The sequence below is a fragment of the Enterococcus sp. AZ149 genome (assembly GCF_051714285.1).
GTDB lineage: Bacteria > Bacillota > Bacilli > Lactobacillales > Enterococcaceae > Enterococcus_D > Enterococcus_D entomosocium.
Genome location: NZ_JBIORO010000001.1, coordinates 824278 through 840325, shown reverse-complemented (window position 1 = coordinate 840325; position 16048 = coordinate 824278). Strand labels below are relative to the sequence as shown.

The following is a 16048-nucleotide window of genomic DNA, read 5'->3' as shown; positions in this document are numbered from 1 at the left end:
AGACTAAGCCCCTCCTTCCGTGTGGGGTTATTTTTAATCCAGTAGATCCATTTGAGGATAGTAACCCTCTGCAGTTAATAAGTTGTAAATGAAGACCCGACCTTTTTGCGTCCACTTTGTATTCATCACAACTTTTACGCCGCCATCAGCTTTTGGAATTTCGCTTGTGTGCGATTTTGTGTATCCTTGGTTCATGTGTTTGCGGTACAGTATCCATTGACCACTGACTTTATGCTGAACACCTAACTCATTAAGCAGTTTGTTAAGTGCGATTGCCGACATTCCATAATCAGCAGCGATTTGAGACGTTGCTACTGTATCAGTCGATGACAGGATCATATCTAGGTAACTGATTTTCGGTTCATATTCAGCGATTTGCTGTTCGAGCAGTTGGTTCTTTTCTTCTAGGTCAGCTGCTAGTCGCAATGCCTGAGCGAAACTTTGAGGAACGTTTGTGTAGCTACCTGTTTTTCTGATTGTTGGAAGGACTTCACTCGTTACCCAACGTTTGAACTTTCTTGCATTTGGTAGCTTGGATTTAAGTATTAAGCTGTATAGCCCCGATTCATTTATTAGCATTAATGCTGTTCCATTAACGGTGAACGATTCGTTCTGCGTTTTATCTTCCTCATCTACATGATCTCTAATTGCTTTTGGCGTATTTGAATAACCCAAAGCACTTGCAACGTCTTTACCAAAAAAATATGGCTCATCATTCACTAAAAATGTTCGAACCTCGTTTTTTTCGAAATTGAAAATTTGTGGTATGCTCATTTTGCTTCCTCCTCTTTATGCTACCTCTGAAGGTTTCAACTTTTTTGATCTATAACGGTTAGCTTCTTTCCATTTCAAATACCAAAGGAATGTTCCAAGGTGAATCCAAGTTACGCTATGGGTTGGTTTTAAAACTCCTTCCTTGAATTCAGGAATACTCTCCATCTCTTTTTGATACGTATTTAAAGTAGTACGAGATAACCCATTGAAACGAATCATTAAATCCTCACGCCTATCCCATTCAGAAATCGAAGTCTTATCCGTAGCCATTTTGATTAATTCCGGAATAGTTGGTTTTTTCATATTTACATTCCTTTCTAATGTGAATTCTTAAGTTGTTCTAGAGCTGTTTCGATTGGTTTTATTTGTTTATCCGGTTTACGTCGACCATTCATAATGTCAGACATATATGTTTTCGAAATTCCAATTGTCTCAGCAAGCCAATTTTGTGTTTTATCGTACCGTGCTAACTCAACCCTAACTTTAACGATGAAATCTTTAGACATACCCACACCTCCCTTTTTTAATAAAGCGAACAAAATACGCTAAAATAGTTGACATCCATCCCAAAGTTTTATAATATTGGTTTATGGTTAATAAACAGACGGAATAATACCTATATATTAAACATTCTTAGTTTCCCGACCTCGATTGTTTTTAATAAATATAAGTGTCTTTCTGTATTTATTAGCGTATTTAATTTGCTTATGAGCTAATATTATCCCATAACTTTATAATTGTAAAGTGTTTTTTATTATACTTTGGGAAAAATAACTCATTTGCAAGAAGGATGGTTGAAAATGAGTTTATTTGAAAGGGTTTCAGAACTTGCAAAAAAACAGGGTAAAAGTTTAAATCGAGTTGCAGAAGATAACGGATTATCTAAAAATGCTATCTATCAGTGGAGAACGAGTAGTCCAAAAGCTGAGACTTTGGAGCTTATTGCAAACTACTTTCACGTATCGACAGATTACCTTTTAGGAAGGACAGACAACCCACACATGGGAATGTCCGAAAAACAAAAAGAAATGACCATAGAAGAAGCTTTGAAATCTGTTATGAGTTATAACGGTAAAGAAGTTTCGGAAAATGACCGTCAAGTTTTAGAGAGGATTGCAAAAGCATACTTGGACGGAAAAATATAAGAGGGTGTTTGTTTGGATGCTCAGATTTTAGAAATTGTTGAAAAGTTGAACATAACAATAGTTTATGATGAATTTTTGGAAGATCATGGGAAATATCTACCAATTGTAAATATAATTGTATTGAATAGTAAGTTAAATGATTTTGATACGAAGAAGGCTTTACTTCATGAATTAGGGCATGCTTGTGAAGATCAAGATAATTACGAGCTTTATAAACTCTCGTTTGTCTTAAAGTCGAAAATGGAATATGCTGCAGATAGATTTATGATAAGCTACTTCACCAGCGAATACGATGACATTTATAATTATAGTCAATTAATAGAAGAATTTAGTATTGGGATGGGCTACGATGTTAAATATGCTAGATAAAAATACCCCTATCAAAGGACCAGCTTCGATAAGGGTTACTCATTTCTGAGATAGTACAAATATATTATATCAGAGAAATGAGGAAAGAAGATGAAAAAAGTCGTACCGTACTTATTGTTTGTTGGTTTAATAATGACCGGATGTTCTAATAATGAAGAAAGTACAACTCCCCCAACTGATACAGCTTCTCAAACGACTTCTGTTTCTGAAGAACAGAAAGCTGACTTCGAATATGGGAAAATCATTACTGACGAGTTTGAACTTACTTATAAAAATTCTGAAATAGTTAAAAGTCCATCTGAAGATGGCTATGGGTTATATATAACGTATTCATTAACGAATACTTCAGATAATAATATCACACCTATTGATATTATTAATGATTACGTTCTATTTAAACAAGAGAATGAAACTTCTGAGGTTGATCTCGATAATACCTACTATAGCTTAGATGCATTTGGATCAACAGATGATGTCGAATCATATAATGAGCAAGTCGATAAAGAAAATTCTCGTTCTGATGAACTGTTACCCGATAAAACAGTGGACATAATAGAGACTTACTCTCTGGATAACTTAGATTTCCCAGTTAAAATGATAGCTATGTATGAAGATAAAGAAATAGGTATTTATGAAATTGACTTGACTGAATTAGAAAAGCCTGAAGAAACAAAATCTTTAACCAATACAAATAATCCCAATGAAGATAGTTCCTATTATGAAGGTCTTTCCGATATGCCAGCAAGCTGGCAAGAAGGTGAAGCTGAGTGGGAAAAAGCAAAGGCTGAAGGCTGGACAGCCGAGGATTGGGAAGAAGCAGTCAGAGCTAGTGAAAACGAAACTTATGTAGTAGGTTCCGGTCAATATGAAGATTCATTTAATGGTAGTCAAGCTGATCAAACAACATTGCCTGAAGGAACTTCTGAAAATGCAAGACGTATATATAATGAAATAAAAAGTATTCAAGATAGAGAATTAACATCTGGTGAAATTCAAACATTAGAAGCTATCGAACAAGGCTATTACGAGTAAAGAAAAAACACGCCCCTCCGACCAAAGACAGGCGTGCAAAACAAAATAAACGATAGGCTTATTTAGTCATGCCTATTGTAACAAAGAATTGAGGTACACACAATGTGGAGCGAATCTTTAGGCAACGGAAGATATAAGTTTATAGAAAGATACAAAGATCCCTATACCGAAAAATGGAAAAAGACAAGTACTGTTCTAACAAGTGATTCTTCCAGAGCCTGGAAGAATGCACAGAAAATATTAGACAAAAAAATAGAGGAAGCTTTGAGTAATTATGATAAATCTGACATCACTTTCAAGGAGCTTTACGAAGAGTGGTTTGTTTATTACCAACAACATGTAAAAAGAACAAGCTGGACCAAAGTTCCAAAGATGATGAAACATATTCAAAAAGTTGTTTCTGACGATGTTCTTGTTCGAAATATAGACGAGAATATGATTCGTAATATTACAGAAAAAATGTATACTTTCGGTGACCTATCCTTGAATTATACGAAACAGACCAAGACGACCCTTTCAATCATGTTGAATTATGCTGTTGAGAAAAAGTATATTAAACAAAATCTAGCGCTGAATGTCAAAATTCAAAGAAAAAAAGCTGAAGAAGAAAAAAGAAAAAAGAACATGGATGAAAAATACCTTGATCAAAGCGAAATGACAGAGTTGCTTGTATATATGAGAAAATCTACTAAAAGATTATTGCACGCTAACATTGCAGAATTGTTATATTTAACAGGCCTAAGATACGGAGAGTTACAGGCATTACAAGTAAAGGACTTTGACGGGAGTACTTTGGATATTAACGGCACATTAGACTATTCTTTCTTAAAAATGGCAGATGCTGTAAAAACTTCACCTAAAAATATTTATTCTAAAAGAATAGTTTCTTTGCCTAATAGAGCAATAAAAATTGTTAATGAAATTATAGAACACAACTCTTTAGTATTCGGCTCTCAAAGTAACGAGGATTATATATTTAAATCATCTAGAGGTACCCCGTTGTCTCTCCATAGCTTTAATATGGTACTGCATAGAGTTCAAGACGAACTAAAATGGGATAAAAACTTATCCTCTCACATATTCAGACATAGTCATATTTCTTTACTAGCTGAATTGAATCTTCCTTTAAAAACCATAATGGAGAGAGTCGGACATTCCGATGCCAACACGACTTTATCAATTTATAATCACGTGACCAAAAAATCCAAAGAGCAGGTTATCGATCGATTAAACAATTTGTAATTTGCCCCTTTTTTGCCCCTTTTGTATAAAACTAACATCAAACAAATAAAAGAACCCCTATAAATAGAGGTTCTTTTATTATAACTACATCATGCCGCCCATACCCATTGATGGGTCCATTGCAGGAGCTGCTGGCGCTGCTGGTTCTGGTTTGTCGGCAACGACTGCTTCAGTTGTTAACAATAATGCGGCAACAGAAGCTGCGTTTTGTAATGCAGAACGCGTCACTTTTGTTGGGTCAACGATCCCAGCTTCTAGCATGTTTACCCATTCGCCAGTTGCTGCATTGAAACCAACACCTAAGTCAGCGTTTTTCAATTTGTCGATGATGACTGAACCTTCGTAGCCTGCATTTTCAGCAATTTGACGAACGGGTTCTTCTAATGCACGTAAAACGATTTTGACACCTGTTGCTGCATCGCCATCTGTTTCGATTTCTGCAACTTTGTTGATGACATTGACTAAGGCAGTTCCACCACCAGAGACCATGCCTTCTTCAACAGCGGCACGTGTTGCGTTCAATGCATCTTCAATACGTAATTTCAACTCTTTCAATTCAGTTTCAGTTGGTGCCCCAACTTTGATCACTGCAACTCCACCAGCAAGTTTTGCTAAGCGTTCTTGTAGTTTTTCACGGTCAAAGTCAGAAGTTGTATCAGCGATTTGATTTTTGATCAATTGAACGCGTGCGTCAATTGCTTCTTTTTCACCAGCACCTTCAACGATCGTTGTGTTGTCTTTATCCACAACCACTTTGCTTGCTTGACCTAAGTTATCGATGGTTGCATCTTTCAACTCAAGACCTAAGTCTTCAGTGATCACTGTACCACCAGTTAAGATCGCAATGTCTTCTAGCATTGCTTTACGACGGTCACCAAATCCTGGTGCTTTCACTGCGACAACGTTGAATGTTCCACGGATTTTGTTCAAGACAAGTGTTGGTAATGCTTCGCCATCAACGTCATCAGCGATGATCAATAATGGTTTTGATTGTTGTAAGATTTGTTCTAACAATGGCAAGATATCTTGGATGTTAGAGATTTTTTTGTCAGTGATCAAGATGTATGGATTTTCTAACGCTGCTTCCATTTTATCGTTGTCAGTTACCATGTATTGTGATAAGTACCCACGATCAAATTGCATTCCTTCCACAACATCTAATTCTGTTTCGATCCCTTTTGATTCTTCAATAGTGATAACACCGTCATTGCCGACTTTTTCCATTGCATCAGCGATGTATTGACCAACTTTTTCACTACCAGAAGAAACAGCACCAACTTGTGCGATTGCTTCTTTTGAATCAACGATTGATGAAATGTTGTGTAGCTCTTCTACAGCCACTTTTGTTGCCATTTCGATCCCACGACGAATACCTAATGGGTTCGCACCAGCGGTGACATTTTTCAATCCTTCACGAACGATTGCTTGTGTCAATAACGTAGCAGTCGTTGTTCCGTCACCAGCGATATCGTTTGTTTTTGAAGCGACTTCAGAAACAAGTTTTGCGCCCATGTTTTCAAAATGATCTTCTAATTCGATTTCTTTAGCGATCGTTACACCGTCATTTGTAATCAATGGTGAACCGTAAGATTTTTCTAAAACCACGTTACGACCTTTAGGACCTAAGGTTACTTTTACTGTATCTGCTAATTTATCTACCCCACGAAGCATTGCTGCGCGTGCGTCTTCTGCAAATTTGATTTCTTTTGCCATGATTTCATCACCTCAAGTATTTTTTATTTTTCTTATTCTACTACTGCAATGATATCTTTTGCAGCAACGATCAAATATTCTGTTCCTTCATATTTCACTTCTGTGCCAGCGTATTTTTCAAACATTACTTGTTCGCCAACGTTGACAGCAACAGGAGCTTTTTCACCGTTTTCGAGCGTGCGTCCTTCGCCGACTGCAATAACGGTACCCGTTTGTGGTTTTTCTTTTGCTGCTGATGCAAGCACGATTCCGCCTACAGTTTTTTCTTCTTCTTTTGCGACTTCGATAATCACACGATCACCTAATGGTCTTAACACGATAAATCCCTCCAATGAATGTTATAGAATTTAGTATTAGCACTCTCTTGTATCGAGTGCTAACTTACAGTTTCAATATTACTCATTTTCCCAAATTTTTGCAAGCCTTTTGCTAAATTTTTTTTGCATTTCTATTTGATTGATAAAAATAGTAGGATTTTTTGTTTCTAGAAGCAACCTAGTCTATAATGAAGCAAAGGAGTGTGAGGAAACAACTATGTCTTTATCAAAATATTCTTTGTCCACGATTCTTACTTACGGCATCGTCTTTTTTCTACCGATCGCCTTCATCCCTAGCGGACATCAAGTGGCCGCAACAACGATTGGTTATTTAGTTGGTGCTGCGATCATGTTTTTCTTGTATTTCAAACAAACGGAACCGTTATCGTTTGAACACAAAAGATCAAAAATTTCATCGATTCTTATTTATGGACTGACAGGTATTATTGCAGCGATCTTGTTGCAAAATCTAGCCATTTTTATCGAATCGCTTTTCGGTGAAGTCAGTGCTTCGCAAAATACCGAAAATATCATTGCTATTGTGCTGCAAAACCCACTGTTCGCCCTCGCGGCAATGGTTGGTGGACCAATTATGGAAGAATTTGTCTTCCGCAGAGCCTTAGTTGGCATCATTGGGAAATACAGCAATGTTTGGGTCGGTGTAGTGGTCAGCGCTGTAGCCTTTGCCTTTGCCCATAATGACAATCATCTCTTAGTCTATATTTTCTTAGGACTGTTCTTTTCTGGGCTTTATGCCTTGACCGGCAGCATTTGGACTTCCATGATTACCCATGTGGGAATGAACACTTTAGTTATTATTATTCAGTTGTTGCTTCATTACGGCTATATCCAAATGCCCTAAAGAAAAAAACGCTACGCAGAAATTTTGCGTAACGTTTTTTTCTTTATACCTTCATGCCATTGGACGCAATCACTTGCTGATACCATGCAAATGAATCTTTCTTCCGACGATCAAGGGTCCCATTTCCTTCATTGTCTTTGTCCACATAGATCACACCATAGCGTTTCTTCATTTCCCCTGTACCAGCAGAAACCAAGTCAATGATGCCCCACGGTGTATAACCCAATAAGTCGACGCCATCATAAGCTACTGCTTCTTTCATCATTTCGATATGGGCTTTCAGGTAATCAATACGGTAGTCATCATGGATCTGTCCATCCTCTTCCACTGTATCTACGGCACCAAAGCCATTTTCTACAATGAAGAGCGGCAATTCGTAGCGTTCGTTGAACCAATTCATGGCGTAGCGTAAGCCCACGGGATCAATCTGCCAGCCCCATTCGGAAGCATCAACATAGGGATTATCCACCAGATCTTGGCTCTCATCATAGTCATAGGTTGGATCATTTTCCTTACCTTTGATCGCAAAAGACATATAGTAACTAAAGCCGATGTAGTCAACACAGCCGTTTGCCAAAATTGCTTCATCTTCAGGGGTGATATCTAAATCAAATTGTTTTCTCTCAAAATAGCTGCGCATATATCTCGGATAGTGTCCACGGGCATGCACATCTGAAAAACAATAGCGGCGCTGCATGGCCACCGTGGCTGCCATCATGTCTTTGGGATTGCAAGAATACGGATAGATTGGACACATCGCGATCATCGATCCGATTTGAAACGCAGGATTGATTGCATGCCCTAGCGCCACCACTTTCGCACTAGCAACGAGTTCGTAATGGGCTGCTTGGTACATGATTTTTTCTCGGTCTTCTCCTTCGGTAAAGAACAGACCGGAATTGGTAAACGGCGCAAAATCTTCTTTGTAGTTTGCTTGATTGTTGATTTCATTGAAAGTCATCCAATACTTCACTTTCTTTTGATAGCGCGTAAAACAAACTTCTGCAAAGCGGACAAACAAATCGATCAACTTACGGTTACGCCAACCTCCGTATTCGGTAACTAAATGATAGGGCATTTCAAAGTGAGAAAGGGTAATAACCGGCTCAATGCCATAGCGTAAACACTCATCGAATAATTGATCATAAAAGGCCAAGCCTTCCTCATTTGGCTCGCGTTCATCACCTTTTGGAAAAATACGGGTCCAGGCAATCGATGTTCGGAAGCACTTCAACCCTAATTCGGCAAAAAGCTTGATGTCTTCAGGATACCGATGATAAAAATCGATCGCTTCATGATTGGGATAACTTTCGCCCGGTTGGATACCTTCCGTGATTCGGCGAGGAATTCCGTTGCCTCCTACAGTCATGACATCAGCGACACTCACGCCTTTTCCGCCCGAACGATAGCCGCCTTCCAATTGATGAGCAGCGACTGCGCCACCCCATAAAAAATCGTTTCTAAGTTTATTCATTTCTTTTCAACCTGCTTCCTTGGTATTAAACGATCTCTGTTTCTTGTTTATAGTTCAAACTATCGACCTTACGAATGAAAGGATAGTAAATAAAGAAGCCGATTGCTAAAACAACAAATTGTAAAATAGCGGTACGAATGCCACCTACTAGAAAACCTGAAATGATCGGCGGGGTCGTCCAGGGAACTTGCACAGCAGTAAATAGCGGTACGATACCGGTATAAAGTGCAAAATACGTGATCACGCCTGAAACCATCGGTGTCAAAATAAATGGTAATACCATGATTGGGTTCATAACGATCGGTGTCGCAAAAATAATTGGTTCATTGATATTAAAGAATGCCGGGATCAAGGAAAGACGTCCTAATTGTTTGAACTGCGCCGAACGGGCAAAAGCCACCATGTATAGCACGATCCCAATCGTCATTCCTGCGCCAGTTACCGTCATAAATTGATCCAAAAACTGCTGGGTCACGATGTGTCCGCCATTTTCTAATGTCAATGCTTTACCAGATTCAAGAATAGCCGTATTGGCTAATGAATTGGCTTGTAAAATTGGTCCCATGATCCCGCCCACGATCGTCGAACCGTGAACCCCAAAGAACCACAAGAATGGCACTAAGAAGCCTAGCATCATTGCACCACCAAGGGAATCCGTCACCCCTTGCATTGGACTTTGAATCACGGTGTAGATCCATTCGACCACGGTTGTCTGAAAGACTTTATCAAAGAAAATATAAATGCCTAATGCGATGGTCGTCAAAACAGCGGCTGGAATCAATGCTGTAAATGAGTTTGCGACATTGGTGGGTACTTGCTCTGGCAGTTTGATTCGGATGTCGCGTTTCAAGAACCATGTATAGCCCCAACCCACAAAAAGTCCCACTAAGATGGCACTGATCATTCCTTGTCCACCGGTCCACGTCTTATCAATGACATTTGCGATGGTCACATTTGCTTCAGCATCCGTCACACTTGACTCCATAGTTAATAAGAAAATAACTAAACCAATCATTCCTGCAGGGAGTCCTTCGTAACCTTCTGCTTTTACATATGAATAGGCGATGCCCATTACGGCGAAAAAGGCCATAATTGCAAAAGAGGCGCCATAGGCTTGGTTGAAGTATTCACCTAAGCCGCTATTCGTTACCCAATCCGCAATCGACTGGACGGGAAAGTTTGCTAATAGCAGGAAAATCGATCCTACGATTGAAAAGGGCATCGTATAAAGCATACCGTTTCTTAATGCAGTGATTGCTTTCGTATTAACAAATTTTAATATTGGGGGTAATAATTTCTCATTGATCCATTCGTTCATCTCACATCACTCCTAAAATAAAATTCCATCCACCGGCCAGTGAATTCGCTTACAAATAAATCTTAATGGATAATATTCCCCTTGCCTATAGCTTTTCTAAGTTATGAAACATGTTCCAACAAAAAAAACAGCCGAAGCTGTTTTTTTACGATCGCTTAGATTTGCTTGTAGACTTGATGGGCTAGAAGTTCGATCAATGTAATCACCGGGACTTGCGTTGTCAGGTTCAAATCGACTTCTTTTCCGCCACTTACGACGGGCATATAATACGATATATTGTAGTCTGCCATTTGGGCGATCGTCGATTTTTCATCATTGGTGATGCTGAGTACTTTTGCTCCATAGCGTTTGAAGTCCTCCGTTTGCTTGATCATTTGAATGGTTTCACCCGACACCGATAAAATGATCGCTAACGTATTTTCCATTCCACGAGACGGTACTGGCAAAAAGGGATCAACGATGCTATAAGCATTAATGCCTAAGTTGGCAAAATAGCGACTGCCATAGGTGCCCAGAATGCCGCTTGTGCCGATACCGGAAAACGCCACATGGCGTGCGGAAAGAATCAATTCTACTGCCGGTTGGATAAACTTACGGTAATCTTCATTATTGACTTTTTTTAAGAATGTATTGACTTGAATCGTTGCATCATAGAAAAGATCAAACGCTCGTGCGTCTTGTTCCTTTTTTTGACAGATTGCATACTTTAACTCTGAATATCCACGATAGCCCAATTTCGTGATACATCGTAAAATCGTCGACGTTGAGACGTGGCATGCAGCTGACAATTCGCGAATCGTCAGCTGATCGATCTCTTCAAAATGCTGGACAATGTATTTATAAACTGCCATTTCAAGCTCGTTCAAAGTCTTGATTTTTTCTTCATCAAACATCCCACTGCCTCCACCCAACAAATTCATCGCTCTGATGATCGATTAGATCGCAAATAATTCCGTCGCTTTGTCAGGATCGGTATCAAAGACTTCAAACGTTTCTCCAACACCTAGATCATGTTCTTTCATGGTGTTGACCATCGTTAAGTGCGCCAACTCTTTCAGGTTGTTTTCTTTACTTAAATGACCAAGATAGACCCGTTTGGTGTTGTCGGTCAAGATATCCGTCATGACAAGTGCGCCATCTTCATTCGATAAGTGACCGCGATCTCCAAGAATCCGCTGCTTGAGACTCCATGGATAAGGACCCATTCGCAACATTTCTAGGTCATGGTTGCTTTCCACAAGGTACGCATCGGCGCCTTTGATAATGCCTCGCACATGATCGCTGCAATAACCGGTATCCGTCAACATCACGAATGATTTGCCGTCTTTATGGAAACGATAAAATTGCGGCGCTGCAGCATCGTGAGAGACGCCAAAGCTTTCAATGTCCAAGTCACCCAAGGTCAGCACTTTTCCCATTTCAAAGATATGTTTTTGTTCGACAGCGACGTTACCGATCATTGGATCCATCGCTTGCCATGTTTTTGTATTCGCATAGACATCAAGTTTGTATTTTCGTGCCAGTACTCCAACACCGTGGATATGGTCCCGATGTTCGTGGGTCACAAGAATGGCGTCCAAGTCTTCTGGTTTGCGCCCTACTTCATCCAATAATGAAGTGATCTTCTTGCCGCTCAAACCGGCATCCACTAAGATCCGCTTTTTATTGCTTTCGATATAGAGCGAATTCCCTGAGCTTCCGCTGGCTAGAATACTTACTTGAAAGGCATTTTCCTTCATCATGGTTTACGTGACTTCCTCTCTGGTTGTTTCAACGAGTTCCATTATACCCGCTTTTTTATGGATTTTCTACCTTTTGAACGGCATTATTCGTGATGATCCGATTGCTGAAGGCATTGACCGTTTCGATTTGAATGGTGTCATCGCCATCTAATTGGAAAGCAATAAACCATGCAGGAATATACACGTTTTTTTCCCTAACCTTCAAAATCATCGTATAGGCTAATTCCGTCCAGAGAATTTTCGAGTGACTTGGCAGCTTGTTGTTCAGATAAAGCGTATTTACTGCTTCTTTTTCTGAATAGACCGTCATCTTTTCCCTTAGAGGCGTAATATTGGAGATATGTGTTTGCGTATAACGGGCAATCTGCAGTAGATCATCCGTTTGTTCTAAGGTGATATCGATCCGACTTGAGCTGTCATTGAAAGGAATGCCTTCATACGACTGGACCGCCACCACCGTCGGATGATTGGCGTTCAAGACAGAGAGGTTTTCCAAATAGTCATATTCATCCCCAAACAGGACTTGGTCTTTTCGTTGCAAGAAACCATTGACGGTTTCTTCCGTTTGAGAATCATCACTGATATAAAAGCCATTGGTTGAGACATGGATCAACTGCTGCCCTTTGACCGTAGACCCTCTTTTGAACTGAGTATTGAGTTGCGGATTTCGTAGTTCCGCATCAAAATCCGTCTGTTCACCGCTCAAATAATAGCCACTCAAGACCTCGTCTGATAATTCGCCAGAATACCGAATGTCCTCAGAATCAAGTCGTTGTTCGATAGGAATCGTTTGGTTTGATTGTGAAACCATCTGATGCTCGCTGCGAGCCTCACTATAAACATTGAATAAAAAGACATTCAGACCAAGAAAAGCGAGGAAAAAAATCCATTCGATTCGTTTAAAATCCAATTAATTCTCCTCCGTTTCTGCTAATTTTGTCATTAATGCATCATAGCTAATCCAAGACGAGTCATAATTGACATACCAAGCAGGCGTCAAATCAACCAGTGGTGCATCTTTGATCTCCCCCCACTGATAGCCGACGATGATCTGTTGCAACAACGCTGGGTCAGCCCCTGCCGCAATCAAATCATTTTTGACTGACAAACTAGAAGGCAATTCAATCTCCGTTTCAGAAGGAATCGGCACTTGGATCGCATTCAAGCTGGCAGAAATCGTCATTTCACGACTGCCGGTCTGACCACTTTCTGAAAAAGCGACACTGATCACCCCCTGGCCGCCAGTACTAAAGACTGGATAGCCTTCGACGAAAACCCGATAATCCAAGTGTTTGTCTTGTTGATCAAAATAGCGGATCGTCCCAAAGTTATTGCCTAGACGAATAATGTAATCCGCACTCAACATCGCCAGATCCATTTCATCGGAACCGTCTGTGGTGGTTTCAAACTTGACTTGCTGCTGATCTTGCAAGACAGTCATGTTTTGCCCACCTTCATAATAGTAGGTATCGACACTTTCGTCGTTGATCTTGACATTTTTAGGATTGCTGAAAAAGGCTTCTCGGAACAAACTCTGAGACTGTGTCGAAGAATAGTAGCTGTATTTTTTTAGCTTGATCGAATCCTGCGTATAGTATTGATTGCTAGATCGTTCTTGATCAGTCCTCATTGCCGTCCATTCCCGAGGATTGTCTGCTAGCAAGTGTTTTACTTGGCTTTTATCCCAGTCGATCTTGCCTCGAACTACTCGTTGATGGGTAAAGTCAACAAATTGGATCGTATTTTCTTCGAGATCAAACTGGATGCGAGAAAACGGAAAATCCTCTGTTTCACTTTCGTCCTCTAAGGACAGTTCTTTATCAAAGGTTTTCTCGTAATCTTTCAAGTAAAATGTCGTATAGTAGTTTAAGGATATTCCTTGATCGACCTCTTGGGCTTTCGAAAAAGCCTGTTCTTCACCATAGGTTCGCAGGGTCAAATCACTGATCGTTGCCTCGTTGATCACCTCTTGGATCTCTCGAATCACCGCTTCAGAGTTGGTTTCTTTGATATCCTCTTCATCATTCCATGTTAGATATAGGGGCAAAAACAAATCGCTTTTTTGTTTGTACGTTTGAACCGAAGGATTGACGCCAGTATCTGTTTCGGTGCTGGCATTGTTGAACCCGGTCGGATTTAGCCAAATCATATAGGAGAAATAAAAACTCAATGCGATCATCACGATTAAACCTGCTCGAATGATTTTTTCTGAGATTCTCATACCCACCAATCCTCCTCATACGGTTCATACGGCAACATAATGTAAAATGTTGACCCGCGATTTTCTCGACTTTCCGCCCAAATCGCACCGCCATGAGCTTTGATGACTTCACGTGAGATCGCCAACCCTAAGCCGGTACCTCCTTGTTGCCGGGCTCGAGCTTTATCGACTCGGTAAAAACGATCAAAGATCTTCGTGAGATCTTTTTTCGGAATTCCTAGTCCTTGGTCATTGATGCTAAGGACGATGTTGTTATGAGTCTCCATCAATTTCACCGTAATAATCCCACCATCTGGCGAATATTTGATGGCATTATTCATGATGTTGTCGATCACTTGGATCATTTTGTCCGTATCGACTTCCACCCACAATTCTCGTTTGGTGAACTCCCGACGAATCAGATATTTTTTGCTTTCATTCGTCACCATCATGTCAAAACGGTCCAACACGAAATTAACCATCTCATTGAAATTGATATATTCCAATTGCAGTTGCGAATTGCCGCTATCCATCCGCGACAAACTCAATAGGTCATTGATCATGCGAATCATCCGATCCGTTTCATCCAAGGTCACTTTTAGAAAGTTCGGCGCAATTTCTGGATCTTTCCAAGCACCCTCACTCAGCGCTTCGATGTAACTACGCATACTCGTTAGAGGTGTTCGCAACTCATGGGAAACGTTGGAGACAAATTCTCGCCGTTCCTGCTCATTTTTTTCTTGTTCCGTGACATCGTGCATTACCGCAACTAGACCGGAAATGAACCCGGACTCTCGACGGATCATGGAGAAATCGATGCGCAAGATCAGATTTGTTCCCGTCAAATCATTGCTAGGACGTTCCAAAAGCATGTCTTCAGGATTTTCCAAAAGTTTTCGCAACGTGTATTCTTCATCGATTTCCAATAACGTCAAAATCGACTGCCCGATCGCTTCTTCGTTAGTGACATTCAACAAGGACATCGCCATCTCATTGATGGTTATGACTTTGCCTCGTCGGTCGGTGGCAACAACGCCGTCTGTCATGTGGGATAAGACACTATCCAAACGATTTCGCTCGGACTCCATCGCCTCTTGAGTCTCTTCGATTCGTTCCCCTAGTTGATTGAAGGTTTCCGCCAATTGTCCCAATTCATCTTTCCCATGAATCGCGACCTTGCGGCTATAATCTCCTTTAGCGATGCGAATCGCTTGTTCCCGCATCTCTCCAATTGGTTGGGTAATCGAACGAGAGACCAATAGTGCCACAATGATCGAAATCACTGCCGCAATCAGCGAGGCGGTAACAAAAATGACAGCCGTCGTACTGACTTCATTGTACTTTGACTCTAGATTGCTCCGTAAATAAAGGGTTCCTAAAACGGTATCCCCAGTCGGTGATTGGATCGACTGGACGATATTGAACACCCGCTGACCGCTGGATTCATCATAAAGGACTTCACTGCGGTTCGTATCGTAATCACGGTAATCATTTTTTTCACCCACCGAGCCACGATCATTGATATTGGTGGTTGCACGAATAATCCCTTGCTCATCCACCACCCGCATCTCCAAAATTTCTGAAGAGTTGGTACTCGTTAAGATTCGATTCAAGGAAGCATTCATGGAATCCCAATCCAACCCGTCATCATTATCCATGCGACTCAATTCAGAGCCTAATGTCACCACTAACGTGCTGGCCCGTGCCTCCATGTCGCGTTTGAAGGCATCGACCGTTGTTCTTTCCAATTCGCGAATAAAATACGCCCCGATAATCTGGATCGCAATCAATAAGATCAAGATAAAAGTCAGGGCGATTTTGAAGTTCACCGATTGAAAAAAGCGAACCTTATTTTTCATA

The 16048-nt window shown here is 40.4% G+C and carries 17 protein-coding genes; 5 read left to right on the top strand and 12 right to left on the bottom strand.

Going from position 1 to position 16048, the window contains the following annotated elements:
* Positions 1–33: 33 nt before the first annotated feature.
* The 3 genes from IGI94_RS03835 to IGI94_RS03825 are packed head-to-tail and all read right to left on the bottom strand — an operon-like array spanning position 34 to position 1280.
* The gene (locus IGI94_RS03835) at positions 34–774 is read right to left on the bottom strand and encodes a phage antirepressor KilAC domain-containing protein (protein WP_313151506.1); all 741 of its coding nucleotides are present in this window, start codon (positions 772–774) and stop codon (positions 34–36) included.
* 15 nt (positions 775–789) lie between these two features.
* On the bottom strand, positions 790–1077 hold the full coding sequence (locus IGI94_RS03830) for a hypothetical protein (RefSeq protein WP_162985197.1): 288 nt from the start codon (positions 1075–1077) through the stop codon (positions 790–792).
* A 14-nt stretch (positions 1078–1091) separates the two neighbouring features.
* Positions 1092–1280, bottom strand: coding sequence for a helix-turn-helix transcriptional regulator (locus IGI94_RS03825; protein ID WP_086294643.1), 189 nt, complete (start codon positions 1278–1280; stop codon positions 1092–1094).
* A gap of 294 nt (positions 1281–1574) precedes the next feature.
* Between IGI94_RS03825 and IGI94_RS03820 the strand changes: the two genes are divergently transcribed.
* The 4 genes from IGI94_RS03820 (at position 1575) to IGI94_RS03805 (ending at position 4562) form a co-directional block, all read left to right on the top strand.
* The gene (locus IGI94_RS03820) at positions 1575–1919 is read left to right on the top strand and encodes a helix-turn-helix domain-containing protein (protein ID WP_086294642.1); all 345 of its coding nucleotides are present in this window, start codon (positions 1575–1577) and stop codon (positions 1917–1919) included.
* Between the two features lie 12 nt (positions 1920–1931).
* On the top strand, positions 1932–2288 hold the full coding sequence (locus IGI94_RS03815; RefSeq protein WP_123834873.1) for an ImmA/IrrE family metallo-endopeptidase: 357 nt from the start codon (positions 1932–1934) through the stop codon (positions 2286–2288).
* Between the two features lie 90 nt (positions 2289–2378).
* Positions 2379–3320 carry a DUF5067 domain-containing protein gene (locus tag IGI94_RS03810; protein WP_313151507.1) on the top strand — a complete coding sequence of 314 codons (942 nt, stop codon included), beginning with the start codon at positions 2379–2381 and terminating at the stop codon, positions 3318–3320.
* Between the two features lie 102 nt (positions 3321–3422).
* Entirely contained in the window at positions 3423–4562 is a 1140-nt protein-coding gene (locus tag IGI94_RS03805; RefSeq protein ID WP_438899459.1) for a tyrosine-type recombinase/integrase, read from the top strand.
* Between the two features lie 84 nt (positions 4563–4646).
* Here IGI94_RS03805 and groL read toward each other — a convergent pair whose 3' ends face one another.
* Together groL and groES are read right to left on the bottom strand one after the other, a co-directional pair.
* Positions 4647–6275, bottom strand: coding sequence for a chaperonin GroEL (gene groL, locus IGI94_RS03800; RefSeq protein WP_005237384.1), 1629 nt, complete (start codon positions 6273–6275; stop codon positions 4647–4649).
* A gap of 32 nt (positions 6276–6307) precedes the next feature.
* Positions 6308–6592, bottom strand: a complete 285-nt coding sequence (gene groES, locus IGI94_RS03795; protein ID WP_005225291.1) for a co-chaperone GroES — start codon at positions 6590–6592, stop codon at positions 6308–6310.
* 217 nt (positions 6593–6809) lie between these two features.
* Between groES and IGI94_RS03790 the strand changes: the two genes are divergently transcribed.
* Positions 6810–7454 (top strand): CPBP family intramembrane glutamic endopeptidase, encoded by a 645-nt coding sequence (locus IGI94_RS03790; RefSeq protein WP_008377239.1) that lies wholly within the window; start codon positions 6810–6812, stop codon positions 7452–7454.
* A 43-nt stretch (positions 7455–7497) separates the two neighbouring features.
* Here the strand turns inward: IGI94_RS03790 and IGI94_RS03785 are convergent, their stop codons facing one another.
* The 7 genes from IGI94_RS03785 to walK form a co-directional block, all read right to left on the bottom strand.
* Entirely contained in the window at positions 7498–8928 is a 1431-nt protein-coding gene (locus tag IGI94_RS03785) for a 6-phospho-beta-glucosidase (protein ID WP_008377237.1), read from the bottom strand.
* 25 nt (positions 8929–8953) lie between these two features.
* Complete coding sequence (locus IGI94_RS03780; protein ID WP_005225288.1) at positions 8954–10246, bottom strand: PTS sugar transporter subunit IIC; 1293 nt, start codon at positions 10244–10246, stop codon at positions 8954–8956.
* Positions 10247–10401: 155 nt separating this feature from the next.
* The gene (locus IGI94_RS03775; RefSeq protein ID WP_008377233.1) at positions 10402–11139 is read right to left on the bottom strand and encodes a MurR/RpiR family transcriptional regulator; all 738 of its coding nucleotides are present in this window, start codon (positions 11137–11139) and stop codon (positions 10402–10404) included.
* 42 nt (positions 11140–11181) lie between these two features.
* Positions 11182–11988, bottom strand: a complete 807-nt coding sequence (locus IGI94_RS03770) for an MBL fold metallo-hydrolase (protein WP_005237390.1) — start codon at positions 11986–11988, stop codon at positions 11182–11184.
* A 55-nt stretch (positions 11989–12043) separates the two neighbouring features.
* Positions 12044–12898, bottom strand: a complete 855-nt coding sequence (locus tag IGI94_RS03765; RefSeq protein ID WP_016620617.1) for a two-component system regulatory protein YycI — start codon at positions 12896–12898, stop codon at positions 12044–12046.
* Positions 12899–14209: a YycH family regulatory protein gene (locus IGI94_RS03760; protein WP_005237392.1), complete on the bottom strand. Its 1311-nt coding sequence runs from the start codon at positions 14207–14209 to the stop codon at positions 12899–12901.
* The gene (gene walK, locus IGI94_RS03755; protein WP_008377228.1) at positions 14206–16047 is read right to left on the bottom strand and encodes a cell wall metabolism sensor histidine kinase WalK; all 1842 of its coding nucleotides are present in this window, start codon (positions 16045–16047) and stop codon (positions 14206–14208) included. Before walK ends, IGI94_RS03760 begins: the two co-directional genes overlap by 4 nt.
* Position 16048: the final 1 nt, after the last annotated feature.

What these genes read in the sequence shown, in the direction of transcription:
- IGI94_RS03760 (WP_005237392.1), bottom strand. Translation starts at nt 14,209, where the DNA reads ATGAGAATCTCAGAAAAAATCATTCGAGCAGGTTTAATCGTGATGATC.
- walK (WP_008377228.1), bottom strand. Translation starts at nt 16,047, where the DNA reads ATGAAAAATAAGGTTCGCTTTTTTCAATCGGTGAACTTCAAAATCGCC.
- IGI94_RS03785 (WP_008377237.1), bottom strand. Translation starts at nt 8,928, where the DNA reads ATGAATAAACTTAGAAACGATTTTTTATGGGGTGGCGCAGTCGCTGCT.
- IGI94_RS03770 (WP_005237390.1), bottom strand. Translation starts at nt 11,988, where the DNA reads ATGATGAAGGAAAATGCCTTTCAAGTAAGTATTCTAGCCAGCGGAAGC.
- IGI94_RS03805 (WP_438899459.1), top strand. Translation starts at nt 3,423, where the DNA reads ATGTGGAGCGAATCTTTAGGCAACGGAAGATATAAGTTTATAGAAAGA.
- IGI94_RS03820 (WP_086294642.1), top strand. Translation starts at nt 1,575, where the DNA reads ATGAGTTTATTTGAAAGGGTTTCAGAACTTGCAAAAAAACAGGGTAAA.
- IGI94_RS03825 (WP_086294643.1), bottom strand. Translation starts at nt 1,280, where the DNA reads ATGTCTAAAGATTTCATCGTTAAAGTTAGGGTTGAGTTAGCACGGTAC.
- IGI94_RS03835 (WP_313151506.1), bottom strand. Translation starts at nt 774, where the DNA reads ATGAGCATACCACAAATTTTCAATTTCGAAAAAAACGAGGTTCGAACA.
- IGI94_RS03775 (WP_008377233.1), bottom strand. Translation starts at nt 11,139, where the DNA reads ATGTTTGATGAAGAAAAAATCAAGACTTTGAACGAGCTTGAAATGGCA.
- IGI94_RS03810 (WP_313151507.1), top strand. Translation starts at nt 2,379, where the DNA reads ATGAAAAAAGTCGTACCGTACTTATTGTTTGTTGGTTTAATAATGACC.
- groL (WP_005237384.1), bottom strand. Translation starts at nt 6,275, where the DNA reads ATGGCAAAAGAAATCAAATTTGCAGAAGACGCACGCGCAGCAATGCTT.
- IGI94_RS03780 (WP_005225288.1), bottom strand. Translation starts at nt 10,246, where the DNA reads ATGAACGAATGGATCAATGAGAAATTATTACCCCCAATATTAAAATTT.
- IGI94_RS03830 (WP_162985197.1), bottom strand. Translation starts at nt 1,077, where the DNA reads ATGAAAAAACCAACTATTCCGGAATTAATCAAAATGGCTACGGATAAG.
- IGI94_RS03790 (WP_008377239.1), top strand. Translation starts at nt 6,810, where the DNA reads ATGTCTTTATCAAAATATTCTTTGTCCACGATTCTTACTTACGGCATC.